General features: G+C 57.8%; 18 protein-coding genes. 7 read left to right on the forward strand and 11 right to left on the reverse strand.

Going from position 1 to position 20221, the window contains the following annotated elements; all coding sequences use genetic code 11:
* Window position 1: 1 nt before the first annotated feature.
* The 7 genes from GHO32_RS00575 to GHO32_RS00605 form a co-directional block, all read right to left on the reverse strand.
* The gene (locus GHO32_RS00575) at window positions 2–913 is read right to left on the reverse strand and encodes an ABC transporter permease subunit (protein WP_048391413.1); all 912 of its coding nucleotides are present in this window, start codon (window positions 911–913) and stop codon (window positions 2–4) included.
* Between the two features lie 10 nt (window positions 914–923).
* Entirely contained in the window at window positions 924–1934 is a 1011-nt protein-coding gene (locus tag GHO32_RS00580) for an ABC transporter permease subunit (protein ID WP_048367255.1), read from the reverse strand.
* Between the two features lie 74 nt (window positions 1935–2008).
* Window positions 2009–3604: an ABC transporter substrate-binding protein gene (locus tag GHO32_RS00585; RefSeq protein ID WP_153335290.1), complete on the reverse strand. Its 1596-nt coding sequence runs from the start codon at window positions 3602–3604 to the stop codon at window positions 2009–2011.
* 87 nt (window positions 3605–3691) lie between these two features.
* Complete coding sequence (locus GHO32_RS00590; RefSeq protein WP_153335291.1) at window positions 3692–5059, reverse strand: OprD family porin; 1368 nt, start codon at window positions 5057–5059, stop codon at window positions 3692–3694.
* A gap of 149 nt (window positions 5060–5208) precedes the next feature.
* Window positions 5209–6807, reverse strand: a complete 1599-nt coding sequence (locus GHO32_RS00595) for an ABC transporter substrate-binding protein (protein WP_153335306.1) — start codon at window positions 6805–6807, stop codon at window positions 5209–5211.
* Between the two features lie 283 nt (window positions 6808–7090).
* Window positions 7091–8716: an ABC transporter substrate-binding protein gene (locus GHO32_RS00600; RefSeq protein WP_153335292.1), complete on the reverse strand. Its 1626-nt coding sequence runs from the start codon at window positions 8714–8716 to the stop codon at window positions 7091–7093.
* Between the two features lie 307 nt (window positions 8717–9023).
* Window positions 9024–9740, reverse strand: coding sequence for an SIMPL domain-containing protein (locus GHO32_RS00605; RefSeq protein ID WP_153335293.1), 717 nt, complete (start codon window positions 9738–9740; stop codon window positions 9024–9026).
* A 344-nt stretch (window positions 9741–10084) separates the two neighbouring features.
* Between GHO32_RS00605 and GHO32_RS00610 the strand changes: the two genes are divergently transcribed.
* The 6 genes from GHO32_RS00610 to GHO32_RS00635 all read left to right on the forward strand — a co-directional run bounded on the left by GHO32_RS00610 (window position 10085) and on the right by GHO32_RS00635 (window position 15356).
* Window positions 10085–11347: an ATP-binding protein gene (locus GHO32_RS00610; RefSeq protein ID WP_153335294.1), complete on the forward strand. Its 1263-nt coding sequence runs from the start codon at window positions 10085–10087 to the stop codon at window positions 11345–11347.
* Entirely contained in the window at window positions 11340–11900 is a 561-nt protein-coding gene (locus tag GHO32_RS00615; RefSeq protein ID WP_123751337.1) for a response regulator transcription factor, read from the forward strand. The genes GHO32_RS00610 and GHO32_RS00615 overlap by 8 nt, the downstream gene beginning before the upstream one ends.
* Before the next feature lie 133 nt (window positions 11901–12033).
* Window positions 12034–13749, forward strand: coding sequence for an ABC transporter ATP-binding protein/permease (locus GHO32_RS00620; RefSeq protein ID WP_153335295.1), 1716 nt, complete (start codon window positions 12034–12036; stop codon window positions 13747–13749).
* A gap of 107 nt (window positions 13750–13856) precedes the next feature.
* The gene (locus GHO32_RS00625) at window positions 13857–14351 is read left to right on the forward strand and encodes a hypothetical protein (protein ID WP_048367243.1); all 495 of its coding nucleotides are present in this window, start codon (window positions 13857–13859) and stop codon (window positions 14349–14351) included.
* A 51-nt stretch (window positions 14352–14402) separates the two neighbouring features.
* Window positions 14403–14690 (forward strand): PA4642 family protein, encoded by a 288-nt coding sequence (locus tag GHO32_RS00630; RefSeq protein ID WP_153335296.1) that lies wholly within the window; start codon window positions 14403–14405, stop codon window positions 14688–14690.
* 213 nt (window positions 14691–14903) lie between these two features.
* Window positions 14904–15356: a hypothetical protein gene (locus GHO32_RS00635; RefSeq protein WP_153335297.1), complete on the forward strand. Its 453-nt coding sequence runs from the start codon at window positions 14904–14906 to the stop codon at window positions 15354–15356.
* Window positions 15357–15430: 74 nt separating this feature from the next.
* Here GHO32_RS00635 and mqo read toward each other — a convergent pair whose 3' ends face one another.
* Window positions 15431–16939 carry a malate dehydrogenase (quinone) gene (mqo, locus tag GHO32_RS00640; RefSeq protein WP_153335298.1) on the reverse strand — a complete coding sequence of 503 codons (1509 nt, stop codon included), beginning with the start codon at window positions 16937–16939 and terminating at the stop codon, window positions 15431–15433.
* 704 nt (window positions 16940–17643) lie between these two features.
* Window positions 17644–17877, reverse strand: coding sequence for a hypothetical protein (locus tag GHO32_RS00645; protein WP_048367239.1), 234 nt, complete (start codon window positions 17875–17877; stop codon window positions 17644–17646).
* Between the two features lie 158 nt (window positions 17878–18035).
* Between GHO32_RS00645 and GHO32_RS00650 the strand changes: the two genes are divergently transcribed.
* On the forward strand, window positions 18036–18620 hold the full coding sequence (locus GHO32_RS00650) for a YajG family lipoprotein (protein ID WP_153335299.1): 585 nt from the start codon (window positions 18036–18038) through the stop codon (window positions 18618–18620).
* 60 nt (window positions 18621–18680) lie between these two features.
* Here the strand turns inward: GHO32_RS00650 and GHO32_RS00655 are convergent, their stop codons facing one another.
* Both GHO32_RS00655 and GHO32_RS00660 read right to left on the reverse strand, forming a co-directional pair.
* A complete protein-coding gene (locus GHO32_RS00655) occupies window positions 18681–18887 on the reverse strand; it encodes a hypothetical protein (RefSeq protein ID WP_048367237.1) in 207 nt (68 codons plus the stop codon).
* 154 nt (window positions 18888–19041) lie between these two features.
* Entirely contained in the window at window positions 19042–20205 is a 1164-nt protein-coding gene (locus GHO32_RS00660) for a 1-acyl-sn-glycerol-3-phosphate acyltransferase (RefSeq protein WP_173430615.1), read from the reverse strand.
* Window positions 20206–20221: the final 16 nt, after the last annotated feature.

A 20221-nucleotide genomic window follows, 5' to 3' on the forward strand; every position in this document is an offset into this window, starting at 1 on the left:
CTCAGGCGGCGTTTTTGAGTTTCGGGTCCAGCGCATCGCGCAGACCGTCGCCCATCAGGTTGATTGCCAGCACGCTGAGCAAAATGGCCAGGCCGGGCAGACTCACCACCCACCAGGCACGTTCGATGTAGTCACGGGCCGAGGCGAGCATGGTGCCCCACTCAGGCGTTGGCGGTTGCACGCCCAACCCCAGAAAACCCAGGGCGGCGGCGTCGAGGATCGCCGACGAGAAGCTCAAAGTTGCCTGTACGATTAGCGGCGCCATGCAGTTGGGCAGCACGGTGATAAACATCAGGCGCGGCAAGCTGGCCCCGGCCAGGCGCGCTGCGGTGACGTAGTCACGGTTGAGTTCTCCCATCACGGCGGCGCGGGTCAGGCGCACGTAGGACGGCAGCGAGACCACAGCAATCGCGATCACGGTGTTGATCAGGCCTGGGCCGAGGATGGCGACAATCGCCACTGCCAGCAGCAACGACGGCAAGGCCAGCATGATGTCCATTAAACGCATGATGCTCGGGCCCAGCAGGCGCGGGAAGAACCCGGCGAACAGACCTAGAATCACCCCCGGAATCAGCGAAATCACCACCGATGACAAGCCGATCAACAGGGACAGGCGCGAGCCTGCGATCAGGCGCGAGAGCATGTCCCGGCCCAGTTCGTCGGTGCCCAGCAAAAATTGCCAGTTGCCGCCTTCCAGCCACACCGGCGGGGTGAGCAGGAAATCGCGGTATTGTTCGCTCGGGTTATGCGGGGCGACCCACGGGGCAAACACCGCGCAGAACACGATGAGGCTCATGAACATCAGGCCTGCCACCGCGCCTTTGTTTTTCGCGAAGGCGTGCCAGAACTCTTTGTACGGGGAGGGATAAAGCAGGCTTTGATCCACTTCAGTGCTATTGGTCGAGGTACTCATGGTCAGGATCTCAGCGCTGGTGACGGATGCGTGGGTTGGCAAAGCCGTAGAGGATATCCACCACGAAGTTGACCAGAATCACCAGGCAGGCGATTAGCAGGATGCCGTTTTGCACCACGGGATAGTCCCGGGCGCCAATGGCTTCGATCAGCCATTTACCGATACCGGGCCACGAGAAAATGGTTTCGGTGAGCACGGCACCGGCCAGCAGGGTGCCGACTTGCAGGCCGACCACGGTCAGCACCGGGATCAGCGCGTTGCGCAGGCCGTGCACGAACACCACCCGGGCAGGCGACAGGCCTTTGGCGCGGGCGGTGCGAATGTAGTCTTCGCGCAGCACTTCGAGCATCGATGAACGGGTCATGCGCGCAATCACCGCCAGCGGGATGGTGCCCAGCACGATGGCGGGCAAGATGATGTGGTGCAGCGCATCCCAGAACGCTTCGGGTTCGTCGCTGAGCAGGGTGTCGATGAGCATGAAGCCGGTTTTCGGCTCGATGTCATAAAGCAGGTCGATGCGCCCGGAAACCGGAGTCCAGCCCAGGCCTACCGAGAAAAACATGATCAGGATCAGGCCCCACCAGAAGATCGGCATCGAATACCCGGCGAGGGAAATGCCCATCACCCCGTGGTCAAACAGTGAGCCCCGCTTGAGGGCCGCAATGACCCCGGCCAGCAAGCCGAAAATGCCTGCGAACAGCAGCGCTGCACCCGCCAGCTCAAGGGTGGCGGGGAACAGCGCGGTAAATTCGGTCCACACGCTTTCACGGGTGCGCAACGATTCGCCGAGGTCGCCGTGGGCGAGTTTGCCGACGTAATCAAAATACTGCTCATAGAGCGGTTTGTTCAGGCCAAGGCGCTCCATGGCCTGGGCGTGCATTTCGGGGTCGACGCGGCGTTCGCCCATCATGACTTCGACCGGATCGCCAGGGATCATGCGAATCAGGGCGAAGGTGAGCAAGGTGACGCCGAAAAACGTAGGGATCAACAGCCCTATTCGGCGGGCAATAAAACTAAACATCGTGTGGTGTTCCTCATCAGCCGGTCAGGCAGTTCGCCAGTGTCGGGGTGGACGCTGGCGGGTATTTTATTGTTCTACTTCACCTGGGTTGTGGCGAAATTATTATGGGTCAGTGGGCTTAAAATGTAGCCCTCGACGTTTTTACGCATGGCTGTAAACAGCATAGGGTGGGCGACGTTGATCCAGGGTTGTTCTTGATGAAATACCACCTGTGCTTGTTCATAGAGTGCAGCCCGCTCTGCGGGTTCACTGCTGTTGCGGGCTTTGGTGATCAGGTCCTCGAAGGTTTTGTTGCACCAGCGAGCGTAGTTTTCGCCATTTTTAGCGGCCTCACAGCTCAGCAGCGGGGTGAGGAAGTTGTCTGGGTCGCCGTTGTCACCGCCCCAGCCGGTTGAAACCAGGTCGTGTTCGCCCGCCTTGGCGCGCTTGAGCATTTCGCCCCATTCCATGACCCGGATGTCGAGTTTGATGCCGACCCTGGCCAAGTCTGATTGCAGCAACTGGGCGCCGAGCATCGGGTTGGGGTTGGTCGGGCCGCCACCATTGCGGGTGAACAGGGTGAAGGTGGTGCCTTCAGGTACACCGGCTTCCTTGAGCAGGGCGCGGGCTTTGTCCAGGTCGCGAGGCGGGCTTTGCAGGGTGGTGTTGAACCCCAGCATGGTTGGCGGGTACGGGTTGATGGCCAGTAGGGCGTTGCCTGCGCCATGGACGCTGTTGAGGTAGGTTTGCTTGTCGAACGCCATGTCGATGGCCTGGCGTACCCGCACATCGCTGAGGTATTTGTGGCTGGTGTTCATGGCGATGTAGCTGGTCATCAGCGCCGCCAGTTCGTCGACCTTGAGGTTAGGGTCCTGGCGGATGTTTTTGACTTCGTCGGGCTTGGGGTAGAGGGCGATCTGGCATTCGTTGGCCTTGAGCTTTTGCAGGCGCACGTTGCTGTCGGTGGTCACGGCGAAAATCAGGTTGTCGCTGGGTGGCTTGCCACGGAAGTAGTCCGGGTTGGCCTTAAAGCGCACTTGGGCGTCTTTGTTGTAGCGCACGAAGATAAACGGCCCGGTGCCGATGGGCTTGCTGTTGAGGTCTGCGGTTTTACCGGACTTGAGCAATTGGTCGGCGTATTCGGCGGAATAGATCGAGGTGAACGGCATGGCCACGTCGCGCAGGAACGGCGACTCAGCATGGTTGAGGGTGATCTTGACCGTCATGTCGTCCACTTTTTCGACCCTTTTGAGCAGGTCTTTAAAGCCCATGCTTTCGAAGTAGGGGTAACCCACCAGCGAGAGTGCGTGCCACGGGTGATTGGGGTCGAGCTGGCGCTGAAAGCTCCAGATCACGTCGTCGGCGTTCAGGGTGCGGGTCGGTGTGAAGTAGTCGGTGGTATGAAACTTCACCCCGGGGCGCAGGTAAAAGGTGTATTCCAGCCCGTCGGGGCTGATGTCCCAGCGCTCTGCCAGGGCCGGCTCAACATCGGTAGTGCCCGGTTTGAAGTCGACCAGCCGGTCAAGGATGGTTTGTGCTGAGGCGTCAGCGGTCACCGCCGTGCTGTATTGAACGACATCGAACCCTTCGGGGCTGGCTTCGGTGCACACCACCAGGGTTTTGGCGTTAACACTCACGGCGGCACTGAGCAGTGCGGCGGCAAGGGCAGTGCGCAGTTGGTATTTTTTCATGGCAACCCTCTCCTGATTAATTGAGCCTGCCAAGAACGGCGCGGGCTGTTTGAGCCCGCCGCTGTTCTGTCGAGCGCTATAAGACGTTTACAGAATATTGAACGGTATGGTCGTGACCACGCGGAACTCATTGATGCTGCCGTCAGACTGGTTTTTGCTGGCACGGTGCGTGGTGTAGGTCGCACGGATGGCCGTAGCTTTCAATGGACCGCTTTGAATTGCATAGGATGTGCCAACGCTGTACTCCGAATGCTTTTCACCGTCCATGTTGCGTACATCATAGGCGGTGCCCTTGTAGTGGGTGCCGTCGATGTCCCAACCGCGGGCGTGGTAGGCGTTGAATTTCAGGCCGGGAATACCGTACTGCGCCATGTTGATGCTGTACGCCAGTTGCAGTGACTTTTCGTTCGGGCCGTTGAAGTCCGACAGCAGCGAGTTGGCCAGGTAAATGCCGTTGGTTTCGTGCAGGTAGTCGAAGTACTCGTCGCCGACCACTTGTTGGTACGACAGGCTCACGGTGTGGGCTTGATGGGTCAGGCCGAAGGCCAGGCTGTAAGTGTCGTTGTTGATCTCGCCCATGGCTTTTTTGCCGGTGTCGAGGGTCTTGTAGTAGTTGAAGTTAGTGTTCAGGCCCAACACGGCATTGTCGCCCCAGTCATGCACGGCACCGACGTAATACTGGTTCCAGAAGTCTTCGACGTGGGTGGCATACAGCGACGTTTTCAGGCTACTGAACGGCTGGTAACTGAGGCCTGCGACGCTGGCGCGATCTGTTTCGACCCCGAGGGCGCCATATTCACTGCGGAACTTGCTCAAGCTTTGTTCAGTACGCGGCGAGACGCGGTCAAAGGAGCCTGCGTCGATAATCAGGTTGTTGAACTCTTCGCTGCGCAAGCCCACCCCTTGAAAGCTTGAAGGCAGTGCACGGTTACCGATCACATCGATAGTGGGGCTGCTGAAGTTCTGTCGGCCTACGGTCAGTGTGGTGTTGGAAATGCGGGCCTTGATGTTTGCCAGGCCCAGCTTGCTCCACTGGCCAACCGCATCGCCGTCGCTGTGGCTGAGGGTGCGGTTGTTATTGCCGGCGATGTGATTGATGTCGCGATCCAGGGCGATGGCGTTGTACGCCGCCACTTGGGTGCTGAAACCCACGGTGCCCTGGGTGAAGCCCGAGCTGAAATCAAGGATGGTGCCTTGGGTCCAGTTGATCCGGCGTGGAGTGGTTTTGCTGGTGCCATGATCGTTGTAGGTGAACTGGCCACCTCGACGTTTGAGTTCGTTGGCGTACCAGTTGCGCGTGGTGCCGCTCAGGCTGCTGCCTTCGACAAAACCCTCGGCTGTACTTTGCTCGCTGGCATCGGATTTAAGCTGGGTACCGATGAATTCATCGGCATGGGCGGTTGTACTGATGCCGCTGATGGCCAGGGCTAATAGCGTGGTGCTTGCAAGTTTCATGGTTGAGGCTCCTGTGCTTTTTTTTGTCGTTTTTGTTATGCGATACGGCTGTGTGGCTCCGTTTAGAGCGGTGTGAACATTTGTTCGGGCAAAGCCTGGGCGGACCACCGTGGGTGGTCTGCGCAAACGTGGGGTGGTTAAAGGGCTATTCAGTCGTCGAGGCTGACGCCCGAGAAGGTATTGCGGCCAAAGGGGCTGACCTCAAAACCCTTGACCTTGACGCTCAAGGGTTGACTGACTGTTGAGTGGGCAATCGGCGTGATCGGGACCTGTTGCTTGAGCAACTGTTGGGCTTGTTTGTACAAAACCGTCCGTTGCTCACGGTCAGTGAGGGTTCTGGCTTTTTTGATCAGTGCTTCGTAGGTGCTGTCGCACCACCTGGAGTAGTTGTTGGCGCCAATGGCGTCACAGCTGTAAAGGGTGCCGAGCCAGTTGTCGGGGTCGCCGTTGTCACCGGTCCAGCCAATGAGGCTGATGTCATGCTCGCCTTGTTTAGTGCGTTTGATGTATTCGCCCCACTCATAACTGACGATGTTGATCTTGAGCCCGATCTTGGCCCAGTCGGATTGCAGCATTTGCGCCATCAGTTTGGCGTTCGGGTTGTAGGGGCGTTGCACCGGCATGGCCCACAAGGTGATTTCTGTGCCTTCTTTCACCCCGGCGGCCTGGAGCAGTGCTTTGGCTTTTTCCGGGTTGTAGGGCGCGTCCTCAATGGTGTCGTCATAGGACCATTGCGTCGGCGGCATGGCGTTGACGGCCTTTTGCCCCGCACCCTGATACACCGCCTTGAGAATGGCGTCCTTATTGATGGCCATGTCCAGCGCCTGGCGCACGGGCAATTGGTCCAGCGGTTTGTGCTGGACGTTGTAGGTGATGTACCCCAAGTTGAAGCCGGGCTTTTCAATGACCTGCAAGGCCGGGTCGGCCTTGAGCCCGGCCAGGTCGGCAGGGCGTGGGTTCAGCGAGACCTGGCACTCGTTTTTACGCAGCTTTTGCATGCGTGCCGACGCGTCGACGCTGATTGAAAAAATCAGGTTGTCGAGTTTGACCTGGCTGGGGTCCCAATAGCCCTTGTGGGCGGCATAACGGATGTTCGAGTCTTTTTGATAGCGCTGGAATACGTAGGGCCCGGTGCCGACCGGTTTTTGGTTGATGTCGCCAGGTTTGCCGGTGGCGAGCAGTTGCTCGGCATATTCGGCCGAGACAATCGAAGCAAAGCTCATGGCCAGGTTTTGAATAAAGGCGGCGTCTACAGCGTTGAGCGTCATGACCACGGTCAGCGGGCCGTTTTTTTCGACGCTGGCGATGTTTTTGTTAAGGCTCATGCCGCTGAAATAAGGGAACTCGGTGGGGTAGGCGAGGCGAAACGGATGGTCTGGGTGGATCATGCGATTGAAGGTGAACAGCACGTCATCGGCGTTGAAGTCTCGGGTCGGGGTAAACCATGGTGTGGTATGGAACTTAACCCCTTCGCGCAGATGGAAGGTGTAGGTCAGGCCGTCTTCAGACACCTCCCAGTGAGTTGCCAGGGCCGGGACAGCGGCGGTGCCGCCCTTTTCAAACTCGGCCAGCCGGTTGTACAGCGGTTCGGCAGCATCGTTATCGGTGGCGGTGGTGTATTGCGCGGTATCAAAACCGGCAGGGCTGCCTTCGGAACAAAACACCAGGCTATTGGCCGCGTATGCGAGCGGGCTACCGGCCAGTGCGCCGGCGCTGATCAATACAGACAAAACCAGAGGTTTATGCATCACGATCCCCATCCTTTTTGTTGTTTTATGAGCGCTGACTACGCGCCTTGTGAGCGGCGTACGGGTTCAGCGCATCAGCCATCCGGCCTGATGGGCCGGCAGTGGCTAGACGTTAGAGGGCGCGAGGTATGTGAGTAAATGCGTCGGAGCTGACAATGCTGTAGGACGTTTCCGGGAGTCCTATAGCCTCTGCTGTAGTACGGGGTAGCTTAAAGATGAAGGGAAATTCTGAGTTGCTTGTAGAGCGAGTGAATGCGGCGTTGTCGCCGCATTCACGGGTTACTTATTTATCAACGCTCACGCCGTAGAAGGACATCAAGCCCAAGGGGCTGATCTTGAAACCTTCGACGTTTTTGCGCATCGGTTGATACACCGTAGAGTGGGCGATGGGTGTGAGCGGGACTTGTTCTTTGAGCAACTTCTGGGCTTGTTCGTAGAGCTTGGTGCGTTGCTCTTTGTCAGTGGTGTTTTTGGCGGCCGTGATCAGTTTGTCGAACTCGGGGTTGCACCACTTGGAGAAGTTGTTGCCATTGATCGCGTCGCAGCCGAACAGGGTGCCGAGCCAGTTGTCCGGATCACCGTTGTCGCCGCTCCAGCCAATCAGCATCGCGCCGTTTTCACCGCCTTTGGAGCGCTTGATGTACTCGCCCCATTCGTAGGTCATGATCTTGGCCTTGATGCCGATCTTGCCCCAGTCCGATTGCAGCATCTCAGCCATCAGCTTGGCGTTCGGGTTGTACGGGCGTTGAACGGGCATGGCCCACAAGGTGATTTCGGTGCCTTCCTTGATGCCTGCTTCCTTGAGCAGTTGCTTGGCTTTTTCAGGGTCGTAGGGCGCGTCTTTGATCGACTCGTCATAGGACCATTGGGTCGGCGGCAAGACGTTGGTCGCCAACTGGCCTGCGCCCTGATACACCGAATCAATGATTTGCTGTTTGTTTACGGCCATGTCCAGTGCCTGGCGAACCTTGAGTTGCGCCATCGGGTTGGGCTCGTTGCTGCCTTTAATCTTGTCCATCACGTTGTAGGCGATGTAACCCGTGTTGAAGCCTGCCTGGCTGGGCATCTTCAGGTTGGGGTCTTCTTTGAGGGACTGCAGGTCTGCGGGGCGCGGGTAAATGGTGATCTGGCATTCGTTCTTTTTCAGCTTTTGCATGCGCACCGACGGGTCGGTGGTGATGGCGAAAATCAGGTTGTCGATTTTGACGTCTTCAGGCTTCCAGTAGTCTTTGTTGCCGGTGTAACGGATGTTCGAATCTTTTTGGTAGCTCTTGAACACGAACGGGCCGGTGCCGATGGGTTTCTGGTTGATGTCGGACGGGTTGCCGGCCTTGAGCAGCTTGTCGGCGTATTCGGCCGACTCGATGGAGGCAAAGTGCATGGCCATGTTCTGGATAAAGGCCGCGTCGACAGAGTTCAGAGTGAACTTGACGGTATGGTCGTCGATTTTTTCGACTGACTTGATGTTCTTGTCCATCCCCATGTCGGTGAAGTAGGGGAATTCGGTGGGGTAGGCCTTACGGAACGGCATGTCTTTGTCGAGCATGCGGTTGAAGGTGAAGAGCACGTCGTCAGCGTTGAAGTTGCGCGTGGGCGTGAAGTACGGCGTGGTGTGGAACTTGACCCCGTCCCGCAAATGGAAGGTGTAGGTCAGGTTGTCTGGCGAAATGTCCCAGCTCGTGGCCAGCCCTGGAATGACGTTGGTGCTGCCGCGTTCGAACTCGCTGAGGCGGTTATAAATCGTTTCGGCCGAGGCGTCGAAGTCTGTGCCGGTGGTGTATTGGCCGGGGTCAAAACCGGCCGGGCTGCCTTCAGAGCAATACACAAGGTTGGTGGCTGCCTGGGCGAAAGGCGCGCTTGCCAGCAGGCTGGCGCCCACCAATAAAGGAATGACCGCGTGTTTGAACATGGAGACCTCTTTTTTGTCATTTTTAGTGTGAGGGCGACCCGGTGAATCAGCCTCTCGATACTTACCCCATCCTGGCCGGTGCAACAGACGCATCGCGGCTCTGGGTTAACCATAGACCGTTCACGTGCAACTGCCGTTAGATCCAGATGGGGTGTTACTTATCTAGGCTCTAGGCGGGAAAATATGTCGGCTCATGTTTGTTTGTTCGTAGGAAAACTCCCTTTTATGCGTGGGTGATTTGATATTGCGGGCACAAAAAAGCCCTTGCAGCGTGAAGGCTGCAAGGGCTTGGGGTGTGGCAAGGTGCTTATTGCATTTGAACTTCGATCACGCCGTCGGCGCTCATGCTGACTTCGCTGGTGCCGGCTTCGACTTCAGGTGTCGGTGCCGAATCCATGGCTGCGCCTGCGGCTTTCATCATCATGGCGCTGCGCATGTAGGGCTGCGGGTAACCGTTGCTGTTGAGGTTCAGGTTAACGATTTTGTAACCCTTGCCGCCCAGGGCATCGGTGGCCAGTTGAGCGCGGGCCTTGAAGGCATTGACCGCATCTTTGAGCAATGCATCTTCGCTGGTTTTACGCGTGGCGTTGGCCACGGTGAATTGCATGTTGCCCATTTTCAGGGTTTGCATCAGTTCGCCGGTCAACTTGGACAAGGCGGCGAAATCGGTGCTTTCCAGGCGCAGTTCAGCGCGCTCACGCCAGCCGGTGATTTTCTGGGTCTTGTTGTCATAGATCGGGTAGCTGTTGCGGTTGCCCTGGCGCATCGTCACGTCTTTGACCTGTTTGGCCTGGCCGATGGCTTTATTCATCGCGGTGGTGATTTCAGCGGCGAGCTTGGCTGAGTCGGTGTTTTGCGCCTCGGTGTACAGCGTCACGATCATCAGATCGCGCGGCACTTCCTGGCTGGCTTCTGCGCGCAACGAGACCTGATTGTAATTAACCCCTTCAGCCAAGGCCGGCAGGCTGGCGAAAGCACCGAGGCTCAAGGTCAAAAGGGCGGCAGTGCGCTGAACAGTAAACATAAAAGCTCCTTGGGTGAGGTCAGCAAGACTTATAAGACTGTAGTGGGCGGGATTCAGTTCGCCTACTTACATTTTCGATACAACTTCAGAGAAGGCCGGGGGCGCAAAAATGGGTGGGCCATAAATCTGTGGGAGCGGGCTTGCTCGCGATGCAGGCACCGCCTGGGTGTCTGTTGTATCGGGTCGATCCAATCGCGGGCAAGCCCGGCTCCCACAGGATAGTCAGGGGCTACTAGCGGTTTTTCCAAAAAATACACTGTGGCCCATTGCCGCACGTTTGCCTGTCAGGCCGCCAGCTTGGTTATACTCCGTGCGGTCGCCTGGAGCACTCATCAGGAGAGCTCATGCTCGCCCCCGTTCAAATTTTGTCCGCAACTCGCCAGAACCTCTGGCGTCTCACGTTTATCCGCATGCTGGTGCTGGTCGCACAGGCGGGGTCGGTGGGCATTGCCTACTGGTTTAATCTGCTGCCGCTGCCCTGGTTTCAGCTGTGCCTGACCCTCGGTTTTTCCGCGTTGCTGTGCGCGTTTACCGCGATTCGCCTGCGCACTACCTGGCCGGTTACCGAGCTTGAGTACGCGCTGCAACTGGCCTGTGATCTGTTTATCCACAGTGCCTTGCTGTACTTCTCCGGTGGGTCGGCCAACCCGTTTGTGTCGTATTACCTGGTGCCGTTGACCATTGCGGCGGTGACGTTGCCCTGGCGCTATTCGCTGATTTTGACCGGCATCGCGCTGGCGCTGTACACGTTGCTGCTGATGCAGTTTTACCCCGTGGAAGCGGCGCCGTTCTTCCGCGAAAAACTGCAGATTTACGGCATGTGGCTCAGCTTTGCCCTGTCGGCGGCGGTGATTACTTTTTTTGCCGCCCGAATGGGCGAAGAGCTGCGCCGCCAAGAAGAACTGCGCGCCTTGCGCCGTGAAGAAGGCCTGCGTGATCAGCAATTGCTGGCGGTTGCGACCCAGGCTGCCGGTGCGGCACATGAATTGGGCACGCCGTTGTCGACCATGAGCGTGCTGCTCAAGGAGATTCGTCGCGATCACCCGGACCCCGAGTTGCAGGACGATTTGAGCGTGCTGCAAGATCAGGTCAAGTTGTGCAAAGAGACCTTGCAGCAACTGGTCCGGGCTGCCGAGGCCAATCGTCGTCTGGCCATTGAGGTCCAGGACGTTACTGAGTGGCTCGATGAGGCGTTGAACCGCTGGCACCTGATGCGCCCGGAAACGACCTATCGCTTTCAGTGCTTGGGGCACGCGCCGGTGCCACGTCTGGCGCCACCGCCAGACCTCACCCAGGCATTGCTCAACTTGCTCAACAACGCCGCCGACGCTTGCCCGGAAGGGCTCGAAGTGACTGTGGATTGGGACGCCGTTGATTTAACCATCAGTATTCGTGACCACGGTGCGGGTGTACCGTTGGCCATTGCCGAACAAATCGGCAAACCGTTTTTTACAACCAAAGGCAAAGGCTTCGGCCTGGGCCTATTCTTGAGCAAAGCCAGCGTGACACGCGCTGGCGGCTCGGTAAAACTCTACAGTCATGAGGATGGCGGCACGCTCACCGAGCTACGCCTGCCACGTGTCTCCCGAGGAAACGAAAATGAGTGAAGAGATTCAGGTCGAAGGCGAAGAACTGCCACATTTGTTGTTAGTGGATGACGACGCGACATTTACCCGCGTCATGGCCCGCGCCATGGCCCGACGCGGATTTCGCGTGAGCACGGCAGGCTCCGCTGAAGAAGGGCTGCTTCTGGCTCAGCAGGACGTGCCTGATTTCGCCACGCTGGACCTGAAGATGGAAGGTGATTCGGGCCTGGTGCTGCTGCCCAAGTTGCTGGAACTCGATCCAGACATGCGCGTGGTGATCCTGACCGGTTATTCGAGCATCGCCACGGCGGTCGAGGCGATCAAGCGCGGCGCCTGCAATTACCTGTGCAAACCGGCTGACGCCGACGACGTGATGGCTGCCCTGCTGAGCCAGCACGCCGATCTCGACTCGCTGGTGCCGGATAACCCGATGTCGGTCGATCGCCTGCAGTGGGAGCACATCCAACGCGTATTGGGTGAACATGAAGGCAATATCTCGGCAACTGCCCGTGCGCTGGGCATGCATCGACGTACCTTGCAGCGCAAATTGCAGAAGCGTCCGGTCCGACGCTGAACAGAAGCTGTCGCAGTTTCGTTTCAATTTGCAACGAAACTGCGACCGGCCCTAGTCTGTTTTACAACGTGCTAATGCGCCGGTCGCCCTGATCGGCTCGCAGGTTGCTCTTTACTCCCAACGAGCCCGAACGATGAATCAGAACGCTGAGCCTTCTGTCGTAAATGATGCTGTGCGTGGAGATTTTATTCCTCGCGTCTGGGGGCTGATAACGCCTTACTGGCGCAGTGAGGAGCGCGCCAGGGCCTGGCTGCTGTTGATCGCGGTGATTGCCTTGTCGCTGGTCAGCGTCGGTATTTCGGTATGGATCAACCATTGGTACAAAGACTTCTATAACGCGCTGGAAAACAAAGACAGCGCAGCCTTCTGGCACCTGATCGGCTACTTCGGGCTGATTGCCGCCGCCGGTATCGTGGGCGCGGTGTACCGGCTTTACCTCACGCAGATGCTGACCATTCGCTGGCGGCGCTGGCTGACCGAGCAGCACTTTGCGCGCTGGCTCGCTCACAAAAACTACTATCAGCTGGAGCAGGGCGGCTACACCGACAACCCTGACCAGCGCATCAGCGAAGACCTCAACTCTTTCACCGACAGTACGCTCTCCCTCGGCTTGGGTTTGATCCGCAACGTAGTCAGCCTAGTGTCGTTCTCGATTATTTTGTGGGGCGTGTCGGGCAGCATCGAAGTCTTCGGCGTCACCGTTCCCGGCTATATGTTTTGGTGTGCGCTGCTGTATGCCTTGGTCGGCAGTTGGCTGGCGCATTTGATCGGTCGCCGCCTGATTGGCCTGAGCAACCAACAACAACGCTACGAAGCGGACCTGCGTTTTTCGATGGTACGGGTGCGTGAAAACGCCGAAAGCATTGCGTTGTACAACGGTGAACCTAACGAACTAGAGCGCCTGAGCAGCCGCTTCAGCAAGGTCTGGCATAACTTCTGGACGCAAATGAAGGTGACCAAGCGCCTGACGTTTTTCACGGCCGGTTATTCGCAAATTGCGATTATTTTCCCCTTTATCGTCGCGGCCCCGCGCTACTTCGCGGGCAAGATCGAGTTAGGAGAGCTGATGCAAATCAACTCTGCCTTCGGCAATGTGCAAGAGAACTTCAGCTGGTTTATCGACGCCTACGTAACGCTGGCGGCGTGGCGCGCCACCTGTGATCGACTGCTGAGCTTCCGCCAGGCCATGACCGACAACGAACAGCGCCAACCGGCGATTGATGTACAGGCCCAGGGTGGGGCATTAAGCGTAAATGACCTGAGCCTGGACCTGGCCGATGGCCGACCTTTGTTGCACGGAGCGAGCCTCAACGTGGCGCCCGGTGACCGGTTGATGCTCAGCGGTCGTTCCGGCAGCGGTAAAAGTACCTTGCTGCGCGCCATGGGCGGGCTTTGGCCGCAAGGCGGCGGGGCGATTCGAATGCCCCATGAGCGGGCGTTGTTCCTGCCGCAAAAACCTTACCTGCCGATTGGCACCTTGCGCGAGGCGCTGAGTTATCCACAGACCGGCGATACCTACCCGTCTGAGCGCTATGAAGAGGTGTTGCGCACTTGTCGCCTGGAGCATCTGATCCCCAAGCTTGATGAGGCCAATCATTGGCAACGAGTGTTGTCGGGCGGTGAGCAGCAGCGACTGGCGTTTGCCCGAGCGCTGTTGTATCGCCCGCAATGGCTGTACATGGACGAAGCAACGTCAGCGATGGACGAAGAGGACGAGGCGCGGTTGTATCAGGCGCTTATCGATCAACTGCCGGGTTTGAGCATTGTCAGCGTGGGGCACCGCAGCAGCCTGGCGCGTTTTCATCCACGGCATGTGCGGATTGAGTCGGGCCAATTACTGGCTCAGTAATGGGCCGACGCAGTGAAGGCGCGTAACCGGCCTGAGCGGTGTGATAACCGGTCATGGCTTGTTACGTGTGCGTGCTAGAGTGCCTGCCTCGCCTTTCGGAGCAGGTCATGAACCGCTTATTTCGCTGTGTTGCCCCTCTTTTGTTGACCGTCAGCTTGCCCTTGGCCGCAGCGCCCGCGGTTTCTTCGCCTGCCCATGCACAGTTTTTGCCCGCCGATGATTTGCAGTTGCGCAGCGAGAAGCCAGAGCAGCAGCAACTGATGCAGGTGACGTCGTATTCCGTGGTGGTGGGCAGTCAACGCCCCTCAAATCAGCAGCCGATTCCGGTCACGGCATCGTTGCTGGTGCGCTTGAAGGGCAAACCGTTGAGCCAGGGTGCGACCGTGCGCGAAGTGCTGATTTCGTTCGACGGTGAAAGCAAGAGCCTGAAAAAACCGGCTTTTGACAGTGAGAGCAAAACCCTGACGTTGTCTTATCCGCTGTCCCAATACCGCGTGGTGATGGATTTGTTGCGCAATGACATCGTCTATTGCCAGTTTTTGACCTATGCCAATGGCCATATTTGGGCTGACTTGCACACCGGCAGCGTGCGCGCGCGTTGAGCCTTGGGTAAACTGCGGCCCTCGTGAAGTATCAGCAGGCTGGAGTCGGACATGCGTAAAGATAAGAAGCAGTTGATTGGTGATGAGATTGGCGATGAGCAGATCAAGTTGTTCCTGGACTTTGAACCTGTGGACGCGACGTCCCCTTCACTGCACAAATTGATTAAAGGCTATCGCGGTCTGCGTATCGACGATTTCGAACGCTTCCTGACCTTTTTCAAAGAGGCCGGCTACGATCTGGATGGCAAGGATGAGCACGGCCAGACCTTTGTCGAGATCATCAAAGACCAGCGCAATGCTGCTGAGTACATCGAGCTCATCGAGGCTGCACGCGGCTGATCCAGCCTGTAGGAGCGAGCTTGCCTCGCGATCTTTTAGACGATCAAAAGATCGCGAGGCAAGCTCGCTCCTACACCGCTATATAAGCACCAATAAAGACACTTCCTACCTAACCTGCGCATTTTGCGACGGGGTGTTTTTGTGTGGGCGAACAATACTCAAGGGTGCCCAAAAGGACTTTGGGCTGTCTTTTAACTTGAAGGGAATCGAACCATGACTCGCCTTAACGATGTGATAAAAACCTTGGTCTTTGGAGCAGGGCTGATAGCTTTGGGCTCAGTTGCCCTGGCGGCCGATGAGGTGCTGGAGGTAGAGGTGTTTAATGCCAGCGGCCATGCCATCACGCCAGGAGATGATTTTTCATGGCTGGAAGACCCGGACAGCGCCGGGTATGACTTTATAGTCGCACCCAAGTCGAGCCAGGAACTTATGTATTACCTGCCCGTCGCCAGAGGCGCAGAGGCATTTACCTATCGCCAGGGCGAGCAGGCCTGTCACTTCGGTTTTGGTCACCTCACGCCGGGTGAGGCAAACCTCAATCGCTGGGCTCAGGCCAAATCAACCGGGGCGGTTGCAGCCACGTGTGCGGCTGAACTGATTGCCGTGCCGGACGATGACGAATTTATACGCAATGGCGGCACGCGGGTGCTGTTCACGATGGGCTAAACCTTGAGCCACCCAAAGCCCCTGACCCGGAAGGGCAGGGGCTTTGGGTGGCCAGTCAATGCGCCAGCGTTGGGTTACGCGAGTTGGGTATCAGCCTTTTTGGGCTCAACCAGTTCCAGCAACTCGGAGGTGCGGGTACTGATTTCGCGATACAGCTCGGCGTCGGTCTCCAGAGTCTTTTCCCGTGCCGGGAAAATTTCCTTGAGTCGCGCAGCCCACTCGCCGGTGGCCTTTTGCGCAAAGCAGCGCTCGATCAGGTCCAGCATGATCGACACGGTCACCGATGCACCGGGTGACGCACCCAGCAGGGCGGCCAGCGAGCCGTCTTTGGCGGCAACCAGTTCGGTACCGAACTGCAACACGCCGCCTTTTTTCGGGTCTTTCTTGATGATCTGAACCCGTTGCCCGGCCACTTCCAGGCGCCAATCTTCAGCTTTGGCCTGTGGGTAGAAGCGACGCAGGGATTCCAGACGCTCTTCCATTGTCTGGCGCACTTCACTGATCAAGTACTTGGTCAGGTCCATGTTGTCGCGGGCAACGGCCAGCATCGGGCCGATGTTACCCAGGCGGATCGACATTGGCAGGTCAAGGAACGAGCCGTGCTTGAGGAACTTGGTGGTGAAGCCGGCATAAGGTCCGAACAGCAGCGATTTTTTGCCGTCAACCACACGGGTGTCCAGGTGTGGAACCGACATCGGTGGCGAACCTACGGCGGCCTGGCTGTATACCTTGGCCTGGTGGTGCTTGACCACTTCCGGGTTGTCGCAACGCAACCATTGGCCACTCACCGGGAAGCCGCCGTAACCTTTGCTTTCTTCGATGCCCGAGGCTTGCAGCAATGGCAAGGCCGCGCCGCCAGCACCCAGGAACACGAATTTGGCATCGACGTGGCGAGTGCTGCCGCTGTTGATGTCTTTGATGCTGACGGTCCAGCCGCTGCCATTGCGCTTGAGGCCAGTGACTCTTTTGCTGTACTTGATCTGCGTGCCTTCAGCGCTGGCCAAGTGCTTGAGCAATTGCTGGGTCAAGGCGCCGAAGTTAACGTCAGTCCCGTGCTGGACGCGGGTGGCCGAGATCACCTGGTCCGCAGGGCGGCCCGGCATCATCAGCGGCATCCACTCAGCCATTTTGGCTTTGTCTTCGGTGTATTCCATGTCGGCAAACGCATGGTGCTTGCTCAGCACGTCAAAGCGTTTTTTCAGAAAGGCCACACCTTTTTCGCCTTCGACATAGCTCAGATGAGGCACTGGGCTAATGAAGGATTTGCACGAACCGAAGGTCCCTTGTTGGGCCAGGTGGGCCCAAAACTGCTTGGACACTTCGAACTGGGCATTGATGTGCACCGCTTTCTTGATGTCGATCGAGCCATCGGCCGCTTGCGGCGTGTAGTTCAATTCGCACAAGCCAGCGTGGCCGGTGCCTGCGTTGTTCCACGGGTTGGAACTCTCTGCAGCACCCGAATCCATCTGCTCAACAACTTCCAGCGTAATACCAGGGTCGAGCTCTTTGAGCAGCACGGCCAAGGTGGCACTCATGATGCCCGCTCCAACCAGTACTACGTCGACTGCTTCGTTATGCGCCATTAACGCGTCTCCAAAATCTACGGCACCTAATTGACGGCATAGCTGCCAGGTGTACCAAGGCCTGTTTTAGATAGGGGCTCTGGTCACTCATAGCAAGGATCGCCATGTCCGATTCATCGCAATTTCTTGCAGCTTCAGCGGACGCCGCCAACCGGGCCTTCAAGGTTCATATGAACGCATTTCAGTGCTCGGGAGGCAATTCGACTTAAGGTCAAGAGCGTCCGTTTGTGCAACCAAATCCGTAAGCGGACAGGCTTTCAGTCCCGTGCTCTGGAGCCGATCAAGTTCCTGCTGGGTGAGGATGTTGCAGACGCTAATGGTGCTTGTTCAGACGCAAAACTTTTCATTTGCTCGCCACACTCTTGTGAAGTTGTGAAAACCCGTTTTTTTCACGCTCTCTTGAAGACGTGAACCTCAAAAAAGGGCTACCGCTACTGGCGCGTGCGGGTATACAACGCACAGGCCGAGCAACATGGCAGCTCTGGCAGATCGGGCAAAGGCGCAGGTTGGTGTTGAAAACAGCAAGCTGCCAGCTTCACATGATCTGTGTGGGCGGCTCTCTGTGGGCGGTACGAAGGAGCTAATAAAAGCACATTAGCGATGCTGCGAGGCCCGATCAGGAGACGTCCTTATAATCGGGGGGAGATTGTAGCGAAGAAACGTGGGCAATTGATCCTGTTAAATGACTTTTATTGGTGCGTCCATCAGAGGCCGAGTGCGGGTAGCACCGCTGAACGCGTTGCGCGCGCAGGCATACGGGCGCTGGCAGGTAGTACCTGGTGCAACCAGTTGAGGCGAATTTCTTCGATCTCGACCCAATTGTCGCCGACCGGCGGTTGCTTGCACTGTTTAAAAGCCTGGCAGCGGCCCATGGAGTCCAGACGTGCGTAGCAGCGATGAGGTTGCAGAAACGAGAATAACGACCATGACCTGTTCATGGGGAGCACCTGTTGAGTCAGTAGGTCAAACATTACCGGTGGGTCGTGACATGACGATGTAACGGCCATGACAAGGTGGTGACAGCAAGCGGCTGGTGACCGCAGGTGCAGCACCGCTATACTGGCGTCCGGTTTTATCCAGTCCTGGAGAGATGAGCATGTTGCAACGCCTGTTGTTCGGTTTGATCACTGTGACCAGTTTGACCCTGGTCGGCTGCGCCCACAGCCCGCAACAACTCAGTCCGCAGCCTAAACTGACCAAACAACTCGCGCCTGTCGGCCGTGGTCAGCCTGTGGTCGTGCGCGTGGTGGATGGTCGTCCTTCGCCAACCCTGGGCACTCGCGGTGGCATGTACCCGGAAACCAGCTCGATCAACGTCAGCAGCGCCGATGTGATCCCCAAGCTGCAAGCTCAAGCCGAAGCCGCTGTGCGTTTGCTGGGCTACACCCCGACGGCCAATGGCGGGAACGCGCCGCAATTGACCGTTACCTTGTCTGAACTCAAGTATCAGTCGCCTAAAGACACCATGTACGTGACCGAAGCGACCATCGGTGCGGCCTTCCGCTCTGACGTGCGCAATGGCGGCCGTTCTTACAGCGGTCGCTACAGCGCCTCGCTGGATCAGCGTTTCGGCATGGCACCGAATCAGGAAACCAACACCAAGCTGGTCAGCGACGTGTTGAGCGATGCCCTGACGCGCGTATTCGAAGACCCGTCGGTCGGTCGTTTGCTCGGCGAGTAAACATCGATCCACAAAAAAGCCCGAACGGCTTGAGTTCGGGCTTTTTTGTGTCTGGCAGGTTCATGCAGCCTCGGCGTAGGGCTCAAGGCGGCTGATGCCGGTGAGCAGGTCCAGCTCGGGCAGGTCGGCATGGGTGTGACCGCTGAGCGCGCAATAGACCAGCCAGTGACGATCTTGGACGTTGAAGGAAAAGCTCTCGATCAATGCCTGTTGTTCATCACTCGGGGCGATCAGATAGAGGCGATCCTGGTTTTCAGCGTGCAGCATGACAAGCTCCGTGTCAGTGTCGAGGGGCCACAGAGTGGCCTCTCTTCATGACGATACGGTGACAGGGCAATTTAGGCCGGTTGTCATGTTTTGCCAGAGGCTGGCGTGCCTTGCGATCTTTTAAAGATCAAAAGATCGCGAGGCAAGCTCTCTCCTACAGCGGCAAGCCTGCTTTGACGCGGTACTGGTTGCGCACCGGCATTGCGTATTGCAGCACCAGATACGGGCGATGCTCGGCAGGGCAGGCGTCCAGGCGGCGTTGCCACTCTTGCTGGGCCTTGGCCAGTTCTTGCTCCGGGAAGACTTCGGCTGCGCTCGGCACCTGCAATTGCGGGTCTGCATCGGCCCACTGGGCATACGCCAGGTAGTGCGCCGGGAACAGGCGGTAGCCGGTGAGGATGTGGCGGTCCATTTCGGTGGCCAGCAGTTTGCTGTCCTCGAACGCTTCGCTGATCGGCGCCGCAAAGTTTACGTGCACACGGCCTTTGTAGCCGGTGATGCCGTTGGCAATGCTGGTGTCGTCTTCGCCGGGGGCTTTGCTGTAAGTGCCCGTGGTCGCGCGGATGTAAAGCTCGCGAGCCTTGGCCTGGTCGCACGGGTCGTATTCGTAGCTGATCGACACCGGGGTGAGGTTCAGTGACTGAATGACCTCGGCGAAAGGCTCGTTTTTACGGCTCATGTGAAACATCTTCAAGATCGCCGAGTCGGTGCGGTCATCACCGTCTTTGGCGCGGCCTTCCGCCTGGGCGATCCAGATGGATTGGCCGTCGTTGCGAATCGAGTGGTTGATGTACGCCGACAGCAGTTGGTACGCCGCCAGCTTTTCACGGCGCCCGGTGATCGAGCGGTGCACGATAAAGCTTTTGTTCAGGCGCATCAGGTCGCTGACAAAAGGCTTTTGCAGCAGGTTGTCGCCAATCGCGATGCGCGGGGTTGGCAAGCCTGCGTGGTACACGGCGTAGTTGACGAAGGCCGGGTCCATCACGATGTCGCGGTGGTTGGCCAGAAACAGGTAGGCGGTGCCCGACTTCAATTGCTCGACGCCGGTATAGGTCACGCCGTCTGTGGCATGCTCGATGGTGCGGTCGACGTACACCTCGACCTTGTCTTGCAAGCTCGCGACCGATGTCACGTTCGCGAACTCTTTGCGCAGGCGATGCGCTATAAGGGGTTTTAACAGCCAGCCGAATGCACCCGCCAGGCGTGGAAAGCGAAAGTGGGTGAGGATATCTAGAAAAGCCTTGTCACTGAGCAGTCGCGCCAGAACAGCCGGGACTTCAGTGTCACTGTAAGGTCGGATGGTATCGAATTCGCCCATCATGTTCTCTTGTTGG

It is taken from the genome of Pseudomonas sp. FSL R10-2189 (assembly GCF_009600325.1).
GTDB lineage: Bacteria > Pseudomonadota > Gammaproteobacteria > Pseudomonadales > Pseudomonadaceae > Aquipseudomonas > Aquipseudomonas helleri.